The organism is Xanthomonas cassavae CFBP 4642 (assembly GCF_000454545.1).
Taxonomy (GTDB): Bacteria; Pseudomonadota; Gammaproteobacteria; order Xanthomonadales; family Xanthomonadaceae; genus Xanthomonas; species Xanthomonas cassavae.
In genome coordinates, this window is sequence record NZ_CM002139.1 from 4,769,434 (window position 1) to 4,786,053 (window position 16,620).

General features: G+C 60.6%; 22 protein-coding genes, 1 tRNA gene and 6 pseudogenes. 22 read left to right on the forward strand and 7 right to left on the reverse strand.

Annotated features, from left to right (window positions below):
- Nucleotides 1–306, forward strand: a pseudogene (locus XCSCFBP4642_RS0121245) (contractile injection system protein, VgrG/Pvc8 family); the annotation flags it as partial.
- A 305-nt stretch (nucleotides 307–611) separates the two neighbouring features.
- Here XCSCFBP4642_RS0121245 and XCSCFBP4642_RS0121250 read toward each other — a convergent pair.
- Nucleotides 612–1,049: a helix-turn-helix domain-containing protein gene (locus XCSCFBP4642_RS0121250; RefSeq protein ID WP_029221536.1), complete on the reverse strand. Its 438-nt coding sequence runs from the start codon at nucleotides 1,047–1,049 to the stop codon at nucleotides 612–614.
- Nucleotides 1,050–1,137: 88 nt separating this feature from the next.
- On the opposite strand from XCSCFBP4642_RS0121250, the gene XCSCFBP4642_RS27775 reads away from it, so the two are divergent.
- From XCSCFBP4642_RS27775 to XCSCFBP4642_RS30260, 8 genes and pseudogenes are all read left to right on the forward strand, one after another.
- A complete protein-coding gene (locus tag XCSCFBP4642_RS27775; protein WP_228325807.1) occupies nucleotides 1,138–1,377 on the forward strand; it encodes a DNA-binding protein in 240 nt (79 codons plus the stop codon).
- Nucleotides 1,378–1,499: 122 nt separating this feature from the next.
- Nucleotides 1,500–1,700, forward strand: coding sequence for a hypothetical protein (locus XCSCFBP4642_RS30250; RefSeq protein ID WP_228325806.1), 201 nt, complete (start codon nucleotides 1,500–1,502; stop codon nucleotides 1,698–1,700).
- 9 nt (nucleotides 1,701–1,709) lie between these two features.
- Nucleotides 1,710–1,988: a hypothetical protein gene (locus XCSCFBP4642_RS0121260; RefSeq protein ID WP_029221538.1), complete on the forward strand. Its 279-nt coding sequence runs from the start codon at nucleotides 1,710–1,712 to the stop codon at nucleotides 1,986–1,988.
- 217 nt (nucleotides 1,989–2,205) lie between these two features.
- Nucleotides 2,206–3,057 (forward strand): annotated as a pseudogene (locus XCSCFBP4642_RS30920) (toprim domain-containing protein); the annotation flags it as partial.
- Between the two features lie 15 nt (nucleotides 3,058–3,072).
- Nucleotides 3,073–3,600 (forward strand): annotated as a pseudogene (locus XCSCFBP4642_RS30925) (bifunctional DNA primase/helicase); the annotation flags it as partial.
- Nucleotides 3,601–3,618: 18 nt separating this feature from the next.
- Nucleotides 3,619–5,130, forward strand: a pseudogene (locus XCSCFBP4642_RS30930) (bifunctional DNA primase/helicase); the annotation flags it as partial.
- Nucleotides 5,127–5,372 (forward strand): annotated as a pseudogene (locus XCSCFBP4642_RS30935) (KilA-N domain-containing protein); the annotation flags it as partial. The pseudogenes XCSCFBP4642_RS30930 and XCSCFBP4642_RS30935, both read left to right, overlap by 4 nt.
- A gap of 103 nt (nucleotides 5,373–5,475) precedes the next feature.
- Nucleotides 5,476–5,658 (forward strand): hypothetical protein, encoded by a 183-nt coding sequence (locus XCSCFBP4642_RS30260; protein ID WP_029221541.1) that lies wholly within the window; start codon nucleotides 5,476–5,478, stop codon nucleotides 5,656–5,658.
- A 5-nt stretch (nucleotides 5,659–5,663) separates the two neighbouring features.
- On the opposite strand, the gene XCSCFBP4642_RS30265 is transcribed toward XCSCFBP4642_RS30260, so the two are convergent.
- Together XCSCFBP4642_RS30265 and XCSCFBP4642_RS30270 are read right to left on the reverse strand one after the other, a co-directional pair.
- Nucleotides 5,664–6,158: a hypothetical protein gene (locus tag XCSCFBP4642_RS30265; protein ID WP_152527317.1), complete on the reverse strand. Its 495-nt coding sequence runs from the start codon at nucleotides 6,156–6,158 to the stop codon at nucleotides 5,664–5,666.
- Nucleotides 6,159–6,165: 7 nt separating this feature from the next.
- The gene (locus XCSCFBP4642_RS30270) at nucleotides 6,166–6,303 is read right to left on the reverse strand and encodes a hypothetical protein (RefSeq protein ID WP_160170400.1); all 138 of its coding nucleotides are present in this window, start codon (nucleotides 6,301–6,303) and stop codon (nucleotides 6,166–6,168) included.
- A gap of 160 nt (nucleotides 6,304–6,463) precedes the next feature.
- Here XCSCFBP4642_RS30270 and XCSCFBP4642_RS0121290 point away from each other — a divergent pair, with 160 nt between their 5' ends.
- From XCSCFBP4642_RS0121290 to XCSCFBP4642_RS0121350, 13 genes are all read left to right on the forward strand, one after another.
- A complete protein-coding gene (locus XCSCFBP4642_RS0121290; protein ID WP_084624622.1) occupies nucleotides 6,464–6,817 on the forward strand; it encodes a KilA-N domain-containing protein in 354 nt (117 codons plus the stop codon).
- A complete protein-coding gene (locus XCSCFBP4642_RS27790) occupies nucleotides 6,814–7,635 on the forward strand; it encodes a KilA-N domain-containing protein (protein WP_029221544.1) in 822 nt (273 codons plus the stop codon). Before XCSCFBP4642_RS0121290 ends, XCSCFBP4642_RS27790 begins: the two co-directional genes overlap by 4 nt.
- Before the next feature lie 323 nt (nucleotides 7,636–7,958).
- Nucleotides 7,959–8,177, forward strand: coding sequence for a hypothetical protein (locus tag XCSCFBP4642_RS0121300; RefSeq protein ID WP_029221545.1), 219 nt, complete (start codon nucleotides 7,959–7,961; stop codon nucleotides 8,175–8,177).
- The gene (locus tag XCSCFBP4642_RS0121305; RefSeq protein ID WP_029221546.1) at nucleotides 8,174–8,461 is read left to right on the forward strand and encodes a hypothetical protein; all 288 of its coding nucleotides are present in this window, start codon (nucleotides 8,174–8,176) and stop codon (nucleotides 8,459–8,461) included. Before XCSCFBP4642_RS0121300 ends, XCSCFBP4642_RS0121305 begins: the two co-directional genes overlap by 4 nt.
- A complete protein-coding gene (locus XCSCFBP4642_RS0121310) occupies nucleotides 8,461–8,733 on the forward strand; it encodes a hypothetical protein (RefSeq protein ID WP_029221547.1) in 273 nt (90 codons plus the stop codon). The genes XCSCFBP4642_RS0121305 and XCSCFBP4642_RS0121310 overlap by 1 nt, the downstream gene beginning before the upstream one ends.
- A 78-nt stretch (nucleotides 8,734–8,811) precedes the next feature.
- Entirely contained in the window at nucleotides 8,812–9,237 is a 426-nt protein-coding gene (locus tag XCSCFBP4642_RS0121315) for a hypothetical protein (RefSeq protein ID WP_029221548.1), read from the forward strand.
- Nucleotides 9,230–9,412 (forward strand): hypothetical protein, encoded by a 183-nt coding sequence (locus XCSCFBP4642_RS30275; RefSeq protein ID WP_029221549.1) that lies wholly within the window; start codon nucleotides 9,230–9,232, stop codon nucleotides 9,410–9,412. The genes XCSCFBP4642_RS0121315 and XCSCFBP4642_RS30275 overlap by 8 nt, the downstream gene beginning before the upstream one ends.
- Complete coding sequence (locus XCSCFBP4642_RS0121325; protein WP_029221550.1) at nucleotides 9,405–9,677, forward strand: hypothetical protein; 273 nt, start codon at nucleotides 9,405–9,407, stop codon at nucleotides 9,675–9,677. Before XCSCFBP4642_RS30275 ends, XCSCFBP4642_RS0121325 begins: the two co-directional genes overlap by 8 nt.
- A complete protein-coding gene (locus tag XCSCFBP4642_RS0121330; RefSeq protein ID WP_029221551.1) occupies nucleotides 9,674–9,898 on the forward strand; it encodes a hypothetical protein in 225 nt (74 codons plus the stop codon). The genes XCSCFBP4642_RS0121325 and XCSCFBP4642_RS0121330 overlap by 4 nt, the downstream gene beginning before the upstream one ends.
- A complete protein-coding gene (locus XCSCFBP4642_RS27795; protein WP_029221552.1) occupies nucleotides 9,895–10,167 on the forward strand; it encodes a hypothetical protein in 273 nt (90 codons plus the stop codon). Before XCSCFBP4642_RS0121330 ends, XCSCFBP4642_RS27795 begins: the two co-directional genes overlap by 4 nt.
- A complete protein-coding gene (locus XCSCFBP4642_RS0121340) occupies nucleotides 10,164–10,373 on the forward strand; it encodes a DUF7696 family protein (protein WP_029221553.1) in 210 nt (69 codons plus the stop codon). Before XCSCFBP4642_RS27795 ends, XCSCFBP4642_RS0121340 begins: the two co-directional genes overlap by 4 nt.
- The gene (locus XCSCFBP4642_RS0121345; RefSeq protein ID WP_029221554.1) at nucleotides 10,370–10,588 is read left to right on the forward strand and encodes a hypothetical protein; all 219 of its coding nucleotides are present in this window, start codon (nucleotides 10,370–10,372) and stop codon (nucleotides 10,586–10,588) included. The genes XCSCFBP4642_RS0121340 and XCSCFBP4642_RS0121345 overlap by 4 nt, the downstream gene beginning before the upstream one ends.
- Nucleotides 10,588–11,817, forward strand: coding sequence for a site-specific integrase (locus XCSCFBP4642_RS0121350; protein ID WP_029221555.1), 1,230 nt, complete (start codon nucleotides 10,588–10,590; stop codon nucleotides 11,815–11,817). Before XCSCFBP4642_RS0121345 ends, XCSCFBP4642_RS0121350 begins: the two co-directional genes overlap by 1 nt.
- A gap of 77 nt (nucleotides 11,818–11,894) precedes the next feature.
- Here XCSCFBP4642_RS0121350 and XCSCFBP4642_RS0121355 read toward each other — a convergent pair.
- From XCSCFBP4642_RS0121355 to XCSCFBP4642_RS25565, 4 genes and pseudogenes are all read right to left on the reverse strand, one after another.
- Nucleotides 11,895–11,971, reverse strand: a tRNA-Asn gene (locus XCSCFBP4642_RS0121355).
- A gap of 52 nt (nucleotides 11,972–12,023) precedes the next feature.
- Nucleotides 12,024–12,248 (reverse strand): type IV pilin protein, encoded by a 225-nt coding sequence (locus tag XCSCFBP4642_RS27800; protein ID WP_084624625.1) that lies wholly within the window; start codon nucleotides 12,246–12,248, stop codon nucleotides 12,024–12,026.
- Between the two features lie 190 nt (nucleotides 12,249–12,438).
- Nucleotides 12,439–12,682 (reverse strand): annotated as a pseudogene (locus XCSCFBP4642_RS30940) (type IV pilin protein); the annotation flags it as partial.
- 12 nt (nucleotides 12,683–12,694) lie between these two features.
- Nucleotides 12,695–16,618: a pilus assembly protein gene (locus tag XCSCFBP4642_RS25565; protein ID WP_033898635.1), complete on the reverse strand. Its 3,924-nt coding sequence runs from the start codon at nucleotides 16,616–16,618 to the stop codon at nucleotides 12,695–12,697.
- Nucleotides 16,619–16,620 lie beyond the last annotated feature (2 nt).

Genomic DNA, 16,620 nt, shown 5'->3' on the forward strand with positions numbered 1-16,620 from the left:
GCGCGGCGGCAATCGGTGTTGGCGGGCAAGGACGACAACGTCAAGCGCCTGCGCGAGTCGTATGCCAATGAGGCAACGGCACGCCAACATGCGCATGCGGAACTGGAACGGGCCAGACGTGGTGCTGCGAAGTTCGACTATAGCCTGGCAATCGGACGTGCAGACCTATTTCCAGAGCAACGCATCACCGTGAGCGGCTTCAAGCCTGAGATTGATGCTCAATCCTGGCTGATTGCGAAGGCCACCCACACGGCCAGCGGTTCCAGCGGCTTTACCACTGCACTCGAATTAGAAGCCGTGATGTAAGCGCTCGCGTCGCGCTGCTTATCCGGCAGCGGCCTCTGAGGTCGCAGTCCCGACCTCGAATTTGGGATTTGTCTGATAGCCGAACGAATACGATGTGCGTAGGGTTGATGCTGGATGTCAGGTCATCTCGCGCTGCCAGGACGGCGGCAACTGGGTCGCAAGGAGCTATGCGCCGACACCTTTGAAACCGCCGGCACACACCGGCGGCTTTTTTTCGATGCCTGTATGGGTTTGAGCGTCAGCTGCTAAATGGTCGCCGATGACGCACTCCTTTGCGAGGACCAGCTGTCCTATCTGCAACTTCATCACGACTTCTTTTTTTTCCGACCGCCCACGGTGATCTGCATATATCGCTGATCTAATGGACCGTTGTTGGAGATCACCGGACCTACTGTACTGTTGTTGAAATTCAACGTCGGCGCTGCTCCCGACACGCCCGGTGGTGCACCTGCTTCCAATCCTAATGCCGCGAGTGCAACGCTGCGCGCACTGGCTGACGCAGTCCTGAGCGCCGAAAGAAACCGCGCGTCTTCAGGATCCATCTGAACGCGGTGTCCAGACAGCACATACATGACATCAACACCGCGATCCAGAGCGGCCAGCAAATACGCTCCGCCCGGCAAGTTGATGTCTTTCTCGAAATTGATCTGCGCATAGCGCGTGACACCCAGTTGGGTCGCCAGCTCGTCTTGCGTCAGGTCGAGCCGCTTACGCTCATCCTTCAGCCGCTTCCCGAAGGTCATACAGGCATTTCCTTTCTTGACAATGTTGATTTAAGTCCACAAAATCCCCAAAACTAAACAGAACCGCCACATGCCCCGTAAGAGTCAAATGCAGCAGTTCACGCCTCGCAGCCCAGAACAGGCGCGACAGTGGCTTGAAGCGAATGGCATCACGGTCTCGGCATTTGCACGACAGCACGGCGTGGATCGGTCAGTGGTTCATGACCTGCTCCGCAGCCGCTCTCAGGGCAAATACGGCGAGTCGCACAAGGCGGCAGTCGCATTCGGGCTCAAGGCACCACCCAATGGTGCCACACAAATCCCAACCGCCAAGAGCTCGAAGGGGTGAGCATGTTCGGCAGGAAGAAGGTCGTTTTCAGTTGCGAGGCGTGCGGCAGCCGACTCATCAAGCGCACCAGTTCGCTAGCGCACAAGTACCTGCGGCACGATTCGTACGTCTGCGAAAACCCGATGTGTAGCGCGACCTACACCGGCTACTCGGAGCTCACCGGGATCGCAAGTCCCAGTGGCGTACCGACCGCACACAGTGAGTTGCCACCCACACCCGCATTCGAACGCGCCCTGGCGCTACAGGCGTACCGCGAGTCGCACGGCGACCGCCAACTGGATCTGATCACCACCGGCGGGGAGCCGGTCTTCCCGCTCATCTGAGGCACCCCTATGCGAAATACCCTTGACTGGGCGGCACTGCCGCCCACGGCGAAGCTTTGCCTGCAGGTTGCACTGCTGCAAGGCGGTCTGCTGCACACCGACCATGGTTACATCGGCGGCAATGCACCTACCGATACGCAGGAGCGCTTCGGCGCAGTTGTAGTCGCCCAGCTCATGCAGCAAGGTCTAGCCACTGCTGATTGTGCCGATGAGCGCCGTGTAGCGCTGACCGAGTCAGCCATGGTCCTGTTTCATGCAAACACACCGCACGTCGGGGCGAACGCATGAGGGCGCCCTGCGGTTGGTACAGCGCGCAGGAGCCGCGCTTTGTCGATACCGCTGCGCACGCGCCGCAGCGTGTCCGCCCCTGTGCCAAGCATGCGGAGGCGCAAGCCCTGCACGCTGCTGTCGAAGCACACCGCCTGGCCGGCGGTGCCTACATCGTGCTCGACAGTACACCGGCCATGCCTGCGCCTCAGCGCCGGCCAGGCGCGTAAGGGCGCACATGCAAGAGGATCTGCGGCAACAGGTGCTGACCCGTCTGGAACGGGACTACGGGCTCAAGCACCGTAGCGGCACGCACTACATGCGCGGCGGCAAGTGCCCGTCCTGCAGCAAGAAGGAGCTCTACACCAACCACCTCAAGCCGTGGGTGGTGAAGTGCGGCCGCCAGTCCAAGTGCGGCCGCGAGCTACATGTCAAAGACCTCTACGATGACCTGTTCGACGACTGGTCCAAGCGGTTCGTGCCAACGCCGGCCGCCCCGAACGCGGCAGCGGACGCCTATTTGGAGTTCGCGCGTGGTTTCGACCTGGTGCCCCTCAAGGGCCTCTACACCCAGGACAGCCACTACGATCGGAAGATCAGCGCCGGCACAGCAACGGTGCGCTTTGCGCTCGTGAAAGGCGGCTGGTGGGAGCGCCTGATCGATCGCCCGCATCGCTTCGGCAAGCAGAAAGCACGCTTCGCCCCAGGCCAGAGCTATGCCGGCGTGTGGTGGGCTGCGCCGGCCACCCTGACCGCTATGCAGACCGCTCGCGAGGTGTGGATCGTGGAGGGCATCTTCGATGCCATCGCGCTCCTGCAGCACGGCCTTTGCGCGGTGTCGGCGATGTCATCCAATGCCTACCCGGAGGACTCGCTGCGCGAGCTGGCCAAGGCACGCATGGCCGATCTTCCGACCCTCGTGTGGGCGCTAGACAACGAACCGGGTGCTCGTGCGTATACGCACAAGCACATCAAGCGCTCAGCGGGGCTAGGCTTCGATTCGCGGGCCGCGCAGATCGTCCAGCGCGACGGCAAGAAGACCGATTGGAACGACCTGCATCTGCGCGCTATCGCGTCCGATGATCCCAAGCAATGGGACAACGANGGCTTCGATTCGCGGGCCGCGCAGATCGTCCAGCGCGACGGCAAGAAGACCGATTGGAACGACCTGCATCTGCGCGCTATCGCGTCCGATGATCCCAAGCAATGGGACAACGACGTCAACGAAGCCCGCTACCAGGGCGACCTGCTTGTAGCTCGCTCGGCGGTGGATAAAGGCCTGCTCATGTTCGAGCACGACGGCCGCAACGACTTCTGGCTGGACTACCGCTCCCGCCTGTACTGGTTCGATTTCGATACGCAGCGCTTCGACAAGCTGCGCAAGGAGAAGCTAGGCGACATCGATGCGGACGAAGGCGACGAGGTTGCTGCCGAGGATCTGAGGAAGATCAAGCGCGCAGCATGCTCCGTGCAGAAGATCGCCAACTGCTACCCAGAGGCACTGTATTTCCAGCGGCAAGAGGTCACGGACGAAAGCTGGTACTACTTCCGCGTCGATTTCCCGCATGACGGCCCCAGCGTAAAGGGCACCTTTACAGGTGGTCACGTCGCCAGCGCGTCCGAGTTCAAGAAGCGCCTGATCTCCCTGGCNTGGTACTACTTCCGCGTCGATTTCCCGCATGACGGCCCCAGCGTAAAGGGCACCTTTACAGGTGGTCACGTCGCCAGCGCGTCCGAGTTCAAGAAGCGCCTGATCTCCCTGGCCGCCGGCGCCATGTTCACCGGTACCGGCCACCAGCTAGACCGCCTGATCGAAGAGCAGACCGAGGCAATCAAGACGGTCGACGCCATCGACTTCGTGGGCTACAGCAAGGAACACCGCGCCTACCTGCTCGGCGATATGGCCGTGCGCGACGGCGAGCTGGTGACGGCCAACGAAGAGGACTACTTCGAGTTCGACAAGCTGCGCTTGAAGACCACGCAGAAGTCCATCCGCTTGGAGATTCAGCGCGACGCTGAGGCGTTTCGCACCGACTGGCTGCCCTGGCTGTGGCTGTGCTTCGGCACCCACGGCATGGTGGCGCTCACGTTCTGGTTTGGCTCGCTGTTCGCCGAGCAGATCCGCACCGCGCACAAGAGCTTCCCGTTCCTCGAAGCGACCGGCGAAGCGGGTGCAGGCAAGACCACGCTGCTGACCTTCCTGTGGAAGCTGCTGGCCAGGTCCGACTATGAGGGCTTCGACCCGGCCAAGTCGTCCAAGGCCGGCCGCGCCCGCGCCATGGGCCAGGTGTCCGGCATGCCGGTGGTGCTGCTGGAGGCCGATCGCAATGAGCCAGACAAGTCACACGCCAAGACGTTCGAGTGGGACGAGCTCAAGGACTTTTTCGGCGGCGGCACCCTGGCCACACGTGGCGTGCGCAACGGCGGCAACGAGACCTACGAGCCTCCGTTCCGCGGCACCATCGTGATCAGCCAGAACGCTGCAGTGGATGCCTCCGAGGCGATCCTGACCCGTATCGTCAAGCTGCACTTCAAGCGGCCGAACGTCACCACGGAAAGTCGCATCGCCGCCGACAACCTCAATGCCCTGCAGGTCGAAGAGCTGAGTCACTTTCTGGTGCGCGCGGTACGCCAGGAGCGCGCCATCCTGGACCTATTCGCCGAACGGGTGAAGATGTTCGAAGGCAAGCTGCGCGCCCAGCCAGAGCTGCGCCTGGAGCGCGTCATCAAGAACCACGCGCAGATGCTCGCGCTATTCGACTGCCTGCGCCTGGTCCTCACCATCCCCGACGACATGGTCGAGAAAACACGCCTGGCACTGCTGGACATGGCCCTGGAGCGACAGAAAGCGATCAGCGCCGACCATGCCCTGGTCAATGAGTTCTGGGAGGTCTACGAGTACCTCGAGGCGACCGGCCACGGCAAAGCCGTGGTCAATCACAGCCGCGACGCGCAGCGCATCGCCATCAACCTCAACCACTTCGCCGCACGCGCAGCGCAGTTCAGCCAGGGCGTGCCGGATCTGAAGGTGCTGCGAGCGCTGCTGAGCGATTCGCGCCGGCACAAGTTCATCGGTGCCAACGTGGCCGTCAACAGTGCAGTCCTCAAAGACGAGCACAGCGGCTCCGGTACCACCGTTAAGTGCTGGGTGTTCGCCAAATGAGCGGATCAGCATTGCTCGTTGCAAACCTGCAGATCCGGCGCGATGCCGCTAGCCGGTACTGTCTCAACGACCTGCACCAAGCGGCCGGTGGAGAGGTCCGGCATAGTCCCAACCGCTTCACGCGGGCCAACACGTTCCAGTCACTGGTCACCGAGCTAACGCCAGAAATGGCGTTTGCTCCCTTCGCGTCGATCCGGGGCGGCATGGCGCCGGGTACCTATGTCGTCAAGGAATTGGTTTACGTCTACGCAATGTGGATCTCGCCACGCTTCCACGTTGAGGTCATCCGGGCCTATGACGCCCTGGTAGTCCCAAAATCGAGAAGCAATGGCCGCGTGCCGGCCGATGTTCGCGGCGCGTGCGGCGCATTTTGGCCAGAACGTGCCCGACCTGAAGATTTTGCGTTCGCTATTGGGCGACTCACGCCGCCACAAGCTGCTGGCGGCGAACACCGCCGTCAACAGCGCGGTACTCAAGGACGCCCTGGGCACCGGGCAGACGGTGAAGTGCTGGGTGTTCAACAAATGACAGCCCTATACCAGCGCGTAAAGAAACTTCTCCCATCGGCGCAGTGGTCTGGCGTAGTCCGTGAAGCCATGGCGGCGGACGTTGTTGTTATATGCCGGCATGCGGAGACCTTGGACTACCGGAATACTTTTCTCGCTGGCCTTTCCAAAGGCCGCGTCCAACTGCTCCAACGTCAGATCCTTGGCTCGCGCCTTGAGGCGCAGGAAGCTACGAATCAGCTCGGCATGGATGACTGCCTTGCCCCTGAAGTCGTAGACCTTTTCGGCGAGTGCGAAGGCACCAACGAGAAATCCGGCGACCGTCACAACGACCGAGTTCGGACTGAAGATCGTCACGAAAGCCGCACTACCTGCAAGCAACGACAGGAACGCGATGCCCTTCGACACGCGCTCATAGAAGCGTTGATTCAGCACGCTGATCTCGATAGCGAAATCGAGATCGAGGAGCGCTTCCCCTTTGGTGCGGCTGTAGTTGGTAGGTGTGGTGCGCGGCATACGCATGCATCTCCTATTCGGGCTCGTCGCGGTCGCCGTCCTGCTGCTGCTCGCGCTCTGGCACCGGGTTGCGAAACGGCGGGGTCACGTGACCGTGCTTGTGATCGGAATCGCGATTGCCGTTGCGGTCGTTGTCTGGAATCCAGTTCATGGTCGGCCCCCTGGGGTCGGATGGGTGGTTGGCACCTCCATCCTAGGCCCCAGGGGGTCGGCCGCCAATATCACGTGCGCGCGAGGCGAACGACCCAACCACAAGCTGTAGGCGCCCTCCGCACAGCACTTCGGCTATGGCCTGCCAGCTTGGAAATATCATGAACAGTCACCTCCCGCTGGTAGTAGACAACCTGCAAATCCGGCGTGACGGCGCTGGCCGTTACTGCCTCAATGATCTGCACCAAGCCAGTGGTGGGGCCAAGCGGCACCAGCCTGCCAATTGGTTGCGGTTACAACAAACCACTGAACTGATTGCCGAGGTGGGGGACGTCCTCAGATCTGAGGAGGCGTTCCTCAGATCTGAGGAACGGGATGAACCCCTGGTCGTACTACAGGGCGGTTTCACGCAAGGCACCTACGCCATTAAGGAATTGGTCTACGCCTACGCCATGTGGATCAGCCCGCGCTCGCCAGAAATGGTCTCAGCCCCAGCGAGGTTGATTCAGTCATGAACACCTATCCCACTCCATTGATGGTCGCCAACTTCCAAATCCGGCGTGACGGTGCTGGCCGTTATTGCCTCAATGATCTGCACCAAGCCAGTGGCGGGGCCAAGCGCCACCAACCCTCCAATTGGTTGCGTTTGCAGCAAACTACTGAGCTGATTCGTGTCTTGAAAGCCCGTGGAGCGCTATCCGATCCAAAATGTGAGGTTCAAATCCTCATATCTGAGGATTTAAAACCAGTTGAAACCACTGAGGGGCGGTATGGCGGTGTCTACGCCGTCAAGCAATTGGTGTACGCCTTTGCAATGTGGATCTCACCCGAGTTCCATTTGGACGTAATCAACGCCTACGACACCCTGGTGACCCAGGGCACCGCCCCGGCTGAACCCATGCAACCTGCCGCGCTGCATGACACCCGCTCCCAGGTGGTGGCCCGCCTGTACCGCGCCCGCGGTGCGGCCGAGCAGCAGGCCCAATTTGAGCATGCAGTCCAACTCTCGCTGACCTTGGGCCTGCCTGCCCCGGAACTGCCACCCTGCCTGCCGCTGGCCCATACGCTGGAAAGCGCCCAAGCCCAGTTCTGGGCCGTGGTGAGTGCCCTGCAAAGCACCGGCCATGACATCAACCATGCCCGCGCGGCAGGCCATCTGGCACTCAATCTGCGCCAAGTGCAGCAACTGGCGGCCAGCACTGGGTTATCCCTGCCCACCCCACGGAGCCTGCATGGCGCATTGCGTGCCAGCCCCTATTTTGTCCGCGCCAACTGGGCGTGCAATAGCGTTATTGCGAACAAAATCGTCAAATGCTGGGTGTTTGCGAAATGAGCGCTCTGGCACGTGTTGGAAATTTTAGGATTTTTTCGTTGACAGCGCCCCATGGACGGAGCAACCATTATCCCGTCGCCGCAAAATCGGCGGCCGGGATTGGCGTCCCGACTTCAAACGGCGCAATAGCGCCCATCGACCGATGCCAGGCGCTTTTTTCTCGCCCAGCGTTCGCTCGGGTGCGTGCCTGCCAGTTCTACGGCGGGCGGTGCGTGGGGGCCGCAAGGCCCGCCGGTTCCGTTTGTCCGGTACGCCAACCCGCACCGTCCGCCACCCCGATTGGCGTCGGGGCGGCGGACTCCAAACTACAAACGGAGTTCCGCATGTCCTACGACGCTCAAGAAGCGCCGGCCGCTGCCGCGCGCCAGATCGCCCACTATTTCGGCCTGATCGCCGACACCCTCGACTGGAACCACACAGCCTGGCTCGCCCTGCAGGCGAAGCTGCAGGCCGGCGGCAAGGCGCCTGAAGCGCTGACCCTGGCCGACGTTGCCGCGGCCATTGCGACGATCAACGCCGACCAGGCCGAGGTGCGCCAATGAGCCGCCGCGCCCTGGTCAAGACCCAACGCATCGCCCCTGGCGTCTACCTGAGCTTGCAAGCCCGCAGCCAGGACGTGCTCGCCGAGCTGTATGCAGATGGCCTGCACGACCGTGCGCCGGTGCTGTTTGCCTGCAGCGTCATCGAAACACCTTCCGACGTAGTCCTCGTTGGTGACGGGACCGGCCTGGTCATCGGTTCGATGCACGTGGTGATGCCCGAAGCCGATGCTGCTTCGCTGAGCGAATGGATGATTGCCCGCCTGCCTGTCTTGGAGGTGGCCTGATGGACGCAGCCAGTCCAAACGCCCAGCTGCCGGAGGGCGCTGACTACTCGATCAGCGAAGAAGAGCAGTTCCGGCTTTGGCGCGCCTACCACGCGGCCGCATTGCTTGCCGCGCTGACCAACGATGTGGCGATCGAGGCAGGCATCAACCACGACGGACCAGCGGCAGTGGCCGACTACATCCGCCACGAGCTGCTCGATGTCCTCAATGGCGCGCAACACCTGCGTGAACCCGACCCCAGCATTCCGCCATCTGGCGCTGACCTGATCTGACCCCGCAACAGCGGGCCGGCGGGCGGTGCTGGAACACCGCCCCAAGGCCCTCCACCAACGCAACTCAGGAGAGTCGATATGCAACAGCAAACTGGAACACGTCCAGCCACGGCAGCACGCCCGCTGGCTTTGGGCACCGGACCCGACGCGGAGGCTAGCACGCCGGCCGTCGTCGCCTACGATCGCGGCATGGGCGATTGCTCGGCCACCATCACCCTGCATGTCACGCATGGTTCGGTGGTGGTCACTGCCGCGCTGAACATGGGGCCACTGCGCGAGGCACGTCAGTCGTGGGAGCGGCGTCGCGGCTCCGGCGGCGGCTGGAAACTCATCGAAGGCCCCCGCCTGTGGACGGCTGCAGAGGACTCGATCAGCACGGAGCTGGCCGAGTTCATGGACGGCCTGGATTTCCCATTCGACCTGGCCAACATGCTGCCGCGCCGCCCAACTGCGGCTGCAGCCGCTGCGGTGGCACAGGCTGCACGCGAGGTGGCCAATGGCTGAGCTGCTCGCGCTCGCGATGGTGTTTCCGCCGGCGATCGGTGGCGCCCTGGTCTACCGGCTGTGGGCGACCCGCCGCCCACGCCTCACTCGGACCGGGCTAGCTGTTGGCCAGGTGCCACAGCGCCGCCGGGGCCGTGCCCGGATGGCGGTGCGCCGGGAGGCCATCCATGGCTAAGTCCGTCATCTTTCTTGGCCCGCAAGGCACGGGAAAATCGCTCAATGTCGATGCACTGCGCCAAGTGCTGGGCCTGCAGGAGGTGATCGAGCTGGACGACATCCTGCACACCTTCCGCGCTGATCGCCTGGAACCCGTAGGGCAGCTGATGCTGACCTGCAATGAACAGCAGGCGCAGACCTGGTCAGTGCACTGGGGTCTTCGCGTCCTTCGTGTCGAAGAAGCCCGCAGCCAGCTCGGCTCCGCATGGAGGACGCATCCATGAACCTGCAGCGCATGATCGAGATTGCTCGTACCGCCGCGCGCATGGGAGAGCCTGGCCCCTTGTCCACCGGCGAGGCGCTCACAGCCGCTCTGGTGTTAAACCGTGCCGATTGGCTGGCCGAGATGGATTACACAATTGTCCAGGCGCTGGACCGGATCGATTCGGACACCGTGCAACATCTTCGGGAGGCTGAGCGCGTGCTGCGCTCTGAGGTGCCGTGACGCAACGTCAGGTCGACCACGACACGCCGCTGCCGCCATGCTCCAACGGTCACGTGGCTCGCCACATGCTCGACGCCCGCCGCCCCGAGGCGGGCGGCGGGCATTTCATCGAGTGCGTGTGTGGGCGCACGCAGAAGCATCCCAGCTACGAGCTCGCCATGATCGAATGGCGCAGAGCGCATCGCATCCGCACACCTCGGGAGCCACGACCGTGCGCCCCCAACGTGGTGCAACTCGGCCTGCGCTTCATAGGCACGCGCACGCGATGATCGAGAGCGCAAATATGGAGGGCTTCCGCCGAGCCTGCGAGGCGCGCCATTGGCTGCGGCAAGGCTATGTGGATGCGGCAAAGGTCACAGAACTCAGGCTCCGCATTGCCGCCCAGCGGGGCTATGTGGCCGCGGACTTGCTCGTGGAGGAAATGCGCGAGCAGTGGCGCTACCGGCGGGAGTGGATGACGGGGCAACAGAGATGAGCGATGCGGTGCTGACATTTGAGGATCTGCGGCGCCTATGCGCGCCGATCGGGCCGGCGCCACGTGCATCGACGGTCGTGCGCTGGGCCCATGACCAGGGTATCCGCTACAAGTACGACGGTCGAGGCGGAATCTGGACAACTGTAGATGCGCTCAACGCGGCACTGGGCATTGCCCATGTACCCGCCGAGCTACACAACAAGGAGCTGATCTGATGGGACGCGGCAGGAAGCGCCAGTTCAACCCTGATATTCCTCGACATATCGACCAAGACGCCCTCCCGAAGGGCGTCTACTGGGCGGATGGACGCTGGTACATCATCGAACCGCACCCCGAAGGCGGCTCAACGCGGAAAAGAACCATTGCCTACGCAGATGCGCGGCTATCTGACCTCCATGCGGCCAGAGAGGCTGCTCGAGGCGCCGGCCTGGTGGGCACGCTGCAGTACGTAGCCGATGCATTCAAGCTATCAACGGAGTACCGCGACCTATCGCGCAGTACTCGCGATGACTACGATCGCCACGCAGAAGTGGCATGCGGCTATGTGTTGAAGGACGGCAGTGCGTTTGGAAGCCTGCAGGTCGATCGCTTGTCCGTTCCCCTGGTCCAGCGCTTGGTCGAAGCGCTCGCCAAAGGACGGGAAGCTAGTGCCGTACAGCCCGGCTTGCCCGCCCGGCCGTCAACGGCTAATCACACGCTGCGCTATCTGCATAGGTTGTTTGCTTGGGGCATACGCATCGGCCACTGCAAGACCAATCCGGCGAGCGGCGTGAGGGCCGCGAAGGAGCGTGCTGATGCCAAGATGCCTGAACCGCAGTCCTTCCTGGCCGTGCTTGAGTTTGCCAAGGCGCGTGCCGCCTTGCCCTTGCACGCAAAGGGATCGGTCCCGCCGTACATGCCGGCGGTGATGGTGCTGGCTTACAACGCGCGTCTTCGCGGTGTCGAGGTGACGGACCTGACCGACGCCGACGCCCTGCAGCAGGGTGTCCGTTGCACACGCCGCAAGGGCTCCCGCGACAACATCACGCTTTGGAACGACGATCTGCGCTGGGCGTGGACCTGGCTGCGGGAATACCGCGCCAGACGCGTCCAGGCGCATAAGCGGCCAGTGGCGATGCGCCCCGAGCAACGAGGGCTATTGGTAACACAGACCGGTACTCGCCTGGCCAGGTCGACATTGAAGACCGCCTGGCAGCGCCTGATCATTGCGGCGATCGACGAGGGCGTGATCGAGGCGGAAGAGCGGTTCACGCTCCACGGCCTGAAGCATCGCGGAATCACAGACACGCGCGGAACCCGGGCGCACAAGCAAGATGCTGCAGGCCACGTCACGCCGCAGATGACGCATCGATACGATCATGAGCTGCAGGTAGTCGAGCCGCCGGCGCTGCCCACTGATGAGGCGCTCGCGTTCGTTGACCTGGTCGACGTGCCACACCCGTAGAAACAGCGAATTTTCCCGCCAATTTTCCCGGTGCAACAAAAAAGGGCTTGCAATCAATCGCAAGCCCTTGATGTTTTTGGCGCCCGAAGTTGGACTCGAACCAACGACCCCCTGATTAACAGTCAAGTGCTCTAACCGGCTGAGCTATTCGGGCGGGGAGGCGTATTCTAGACGCACGAGTGCGATAGTGCAAGACCCAAATTCGGCTACCAACAGCCCGGCGTGGCCGAGGCACTCGGCGTCTTCACTCCTGCCTGATTCAACGTCATCGTGCCGCACGTATCCTTAACCTGGTTGCCCTGCGGCGCAGCAGTGATCGTGAAGGTGGACTGATTACCGACGACCGTTAGGGTGTATTGCGCCGTACCGCCCTCACGCGGCGACTGGATAGTTGTTGAGCCGTTTGCAAAACGAAACCTGATTAGCCCCATCGCTCAGCCGGCAGTTGCAGGATTTGCGACGAGTCGGTTGGACAATGGTCCCACGTGAATACAACGCAGGTGGGAGNACAGATGCTGCCGCGGCTGGCGACGGCGCTGCTGCGCTGCACACCTTGCCCAGAACGCGTTTTGCGTATGGCAAGCAACTTCCATGGCTGAGGGATGGGGCTAATCAGGAAACGAAAACTCGCATAAGTGTTGTTCGTAGTGTGAGAGCGTTCGGCCATCTGAGCATATTCGACAAGATCTGCCTTCGCCTGTGCTCGCCGCGATTTGCGGATATGTTCAGCGTAAGACGGATACGCAACTGCAGCCAGAATTCCCACAACGGCCACAACAATCATCAACTCGATCAAGGTGAAGCCATTGCCTGCGGCACGCTGGGATAGCCGGCGCGCGAGAGCACGAGACAAGCGTAACGACATTGAAAACCTCCGTCACTGAATCTGGCGCCAGGACTGGCGACCACAAGGATAAGGGACATACATGGGCGCAGCACCTGCCACGTTGACAACCATCCAGCAACCGGAGCCCGCCGGAACAACCGGTGCAGCAGAGCCATCTTTCGGATTGACCTTCGGTTCAAGCCGGGGCACAACCGACACCCCAACATCCTTGACAGGTGCGTTTCCGCCGGTATTGAGTGAAATGCCCGCCGAGCCGGAGGCAAGCGTGGCACCACCAATGCCATCCATTCGAACACCAGACAATGCACCAACACCGGTGCGCGGATTCAATCCGAACAACCAGTTAACGCCGTCGGTACTGCAACCACTTGTGGCCGCGAGCGGCGCATAAGTCGGCATGAACAGAATTCCCGACACAAGCTCCGGATAGCCGACGAAACGTTCACCAGCGGGCAAATCCACATACCATCCAAGCGCTGTCGTCGGGACAGTGCCTACCTGCAAGCTGCGCGTCGTGCCGACCGCAGCAGTCGATACCGAATAGGGCGTCAGGTTCGCCCTGCTCACGGTAGTGGAGATCACGCCATCCACTTGATCGGTAAAGCCGTACAGGCTTTGGATGTGTTGCGACGAGCTTGGCAGACTGTCATCGTTGAACGAAAAGCTACCTGTGCCAAACAGCACGAGAACCCCACCATTTTCTCCGGAAGCGGCCTGTAGTCCACCTGTAATGGGCTGACGGTAGGTACGCCCACCTTCTGTATACGTCCCCGTCGTAAATGCAGGCACGGTCACCGATGCTGCGGTCGAGGTGAGATCAAACTTCCAGATGGCGCCGCGAAGGTCGGCAGCGTAAACCGTGTCGGCATAGCCGTCCCGTGTGCGAACCGGCAAACCGCTGGCCGGGTCGGTCGTTAGGTTGTCCAAACGATCCAGAACAATAATATTACCGAGCCCGTTCCGACCACTGATCGCGTTTCCGGATTCCACTGCCTCGATCATACGCACGACAGGCGTTGACGAAGTTCCGATGTCCACTACGAACAAGACGGCCTTACCGCTTGCGCTGTCATAACCGTTACCGAAGATCGCTTTCCAGCTCACCGAGCCATTGGCTGCACGTACCGGAACAATAACGGGCTTGCCGAGCACGTGTCCGATATTGGAACGCACCGTGGCATCACCACTGAGATCGCTGATTTCCCACAGACGGCTCCCAGCACCGAACGCGTCCGGATTGCTCACATCTAATGCAAACGCACCGCGGCCACCAGCCCCAGTCGTACCGACCAATGTCGTCTTCCAGCTATTGTCGTAGTAGGTATCTCCCAGCGCGAGCGGACCATCGACGAAATAGCGATGATCGAACGGTTGAGCAGATCCTTTATTGGCTTGATAGGGCAATAACAGATTACCCATGTGGCCATAGGATGTCGCTGGAATATAGGCAAAACGCTCACGCCCTCCACTACCGCTGACCGCCCCACCACCATTCATCCCTCCGTCGAAGGCATGTAGCATGCCGTCGTTTGCCCCCGCGTATACCATGTAGCGTTGGTTGGCGCGCTTGGCATTCAAGTAATTGGTATAGCTCGTTGCCAGCGCTCCACCCAAAGCACGGTACCCGTAGTCATCGATAGGCGCGCTGATCAACGGTGCGGAGTTGATGATGTCGCCAAGTACCGTGCTGCGATCGCGCAGCTTACCCTTCTGTTGAATCTCGCCGCTTCGGTCACCCAGCAAATAACTAGCCGCGGTTGCCGCGGTCGCCCCCAGATCGGTCAGGTCCTGCGCTGAGCAAAGCGCTTGACCGGGGTAAAGCGTCTGGGAGAGCCCGCAGAGACCACTCAGACTGACAGTGGTCCCGTCGAACTTACGTACGTTACTGCCATCATTGAAGAAGACATTACGGGCAGTGGGTGCGGGCATCTGTCCGGAAGCCTCCCAAAGTGGCGTAAAGCGCGCCTCTCGCGTATCCGGATCGACCGAGGCCTGGCTGGCTTTCAGCTTACTGGACCAATCAGTCCCGTTATTCTTTATCTCATACTCAGGCGAGACCGTCAGCGAGCCGGCCCCGATACGCGCTCCCGTCAATGCCAGGGTCCCGGATGGCGAATTGGCGGCGCTGGCAGCCGACAGCACCCGTCGCATAGCGCCGGTTACTTCCGCGGGACTCTTGGCATTGATGAACTGGCCGCGGCTATTAACGGTGGCATGCCAAAGCTCGTCAATGACACGACCATCATCATCGGCACTCGGATTACCATTGGAATTCCAATCAGGAGCACTGGCATAAGGATCGTTGGTGGCCGCCTGATTGACCTCGTATATTCTGCCTTGAGCACCCAACGTGATCGCATAGAAGTTCATATGCAGATCTTTTTGGCAGTCCAGCCGTTTCCAGTCAGCAGACGTATTGGAAAGTGTTGCGCACTTGTCGTCCACGGGCACCAGACCTGCTGGAAAACTTGGACCGGTCACCAGCGGAGTAGAGGCGCCCGAATAATAGGTCGCAGCGACGTCGGCAATCGTATTGCTGTAAGCATCGGCGAATGGCGCACCGGGAAAATTCACCGTCCCGGTGGAATCGGCGTTGTCATAGCCACTAACGGTATTGCTGGTGTTCGTGTAGCCATCGGTGAATAACATGCCGCCGTTCTTCTGACATGCACGCAACACGGGGGCTCCGTCCCCCGTGCGGGCAAATTGCTTACCAAGGTAATCGACGGCGCTACGATTAGGCGTGCCGCCGCTGGGCTCGAGACGGTAAACCTGTTCGAATAGCGATGTCCGTGACGCATCATCATCGATGTTGTACATGGTCACCGGAGATAGATTATTGATGGTGAAATAACCAACCCGCATCTTATCAACAGCAGCCAAGGCTCGCGATTCCGAGCCAACAATGGAAAGAATTCGATTTCGGTGATATTGGAACCAGTTCGCGAAATTTTGCTTCGCAGAGTTGTAAGCATCGGCATTAGAACCGTAATTTACTTGCAATATCTGATATCGGCGCAAATCACAACCGGGACCACATGCATTTGCGATAACCGGACGATTAACGTCGCTAGCCAGGTAGCCAGCCGGCGCAGGCGCCGCAGCTGGCAGATAGAATGTCGCGGGAATATAGGAAATTTGCACTAAGCAATCAACAACCACTGACGCGCTCGAGGCAAGAGTTACCCAAAACCCGTTGGTGGCGGCAAGCCCATTATTATTATTACTATTACACACCCTGTTATTACCGGATGTACGATACCGTGTCTGGGCGGGAATCGTCATTCCAGCCATTAGCCTAAATGGATTATCGTCCGCACTCTCTCTACGCACACCAAGGCTTACAACAGTTCCATACCTACTCATTTTGATATCGTTGTCACTCCCTCCGTAGACTTGGGGATCGCGCGGATCAGCCCTTGCCCTATCAAAATCAGCAGCCGGCCACAGGCCTTTGTTAGTATCATTTCCTACAGCCAGGCTCCATGGGTCATAGGTGAGACTTGGATCGTAATAACCTGAGTTATATGCTGACGACTTTGCAAAACCGAATTGATCCAGCGGCGGAATAGCTACACCCGGATCGTATGACGAGTTGTAATTAGGGAACGGAAAGAGATAAAGATAGCAATCGCTGTAATTAAGCGTATTTCTTCCACTTTGATATTGACAACTCTCACCAACCTCGGAAAATACACCGGCAGAACTAAAGAAACTCGTACCACTCCAACGCAAACGCCCATCCCCACCCTTGAAGATGCGCTCGAACGTCATCGAATTCGAATCGTCCACTGCCATGATAAACGCAGGCGGAACAGATGTTGCGTTATTCAGCGGAGACTGCGCCAAAGCACCCTGCCCCTGCGCGGCGATCAGGCTATAGACGAAGTAACCGCCCGCAGCGACCAAGACAATCGCAGAAGCAACAACGGTTCGAAAAATGCGACGCGACATGT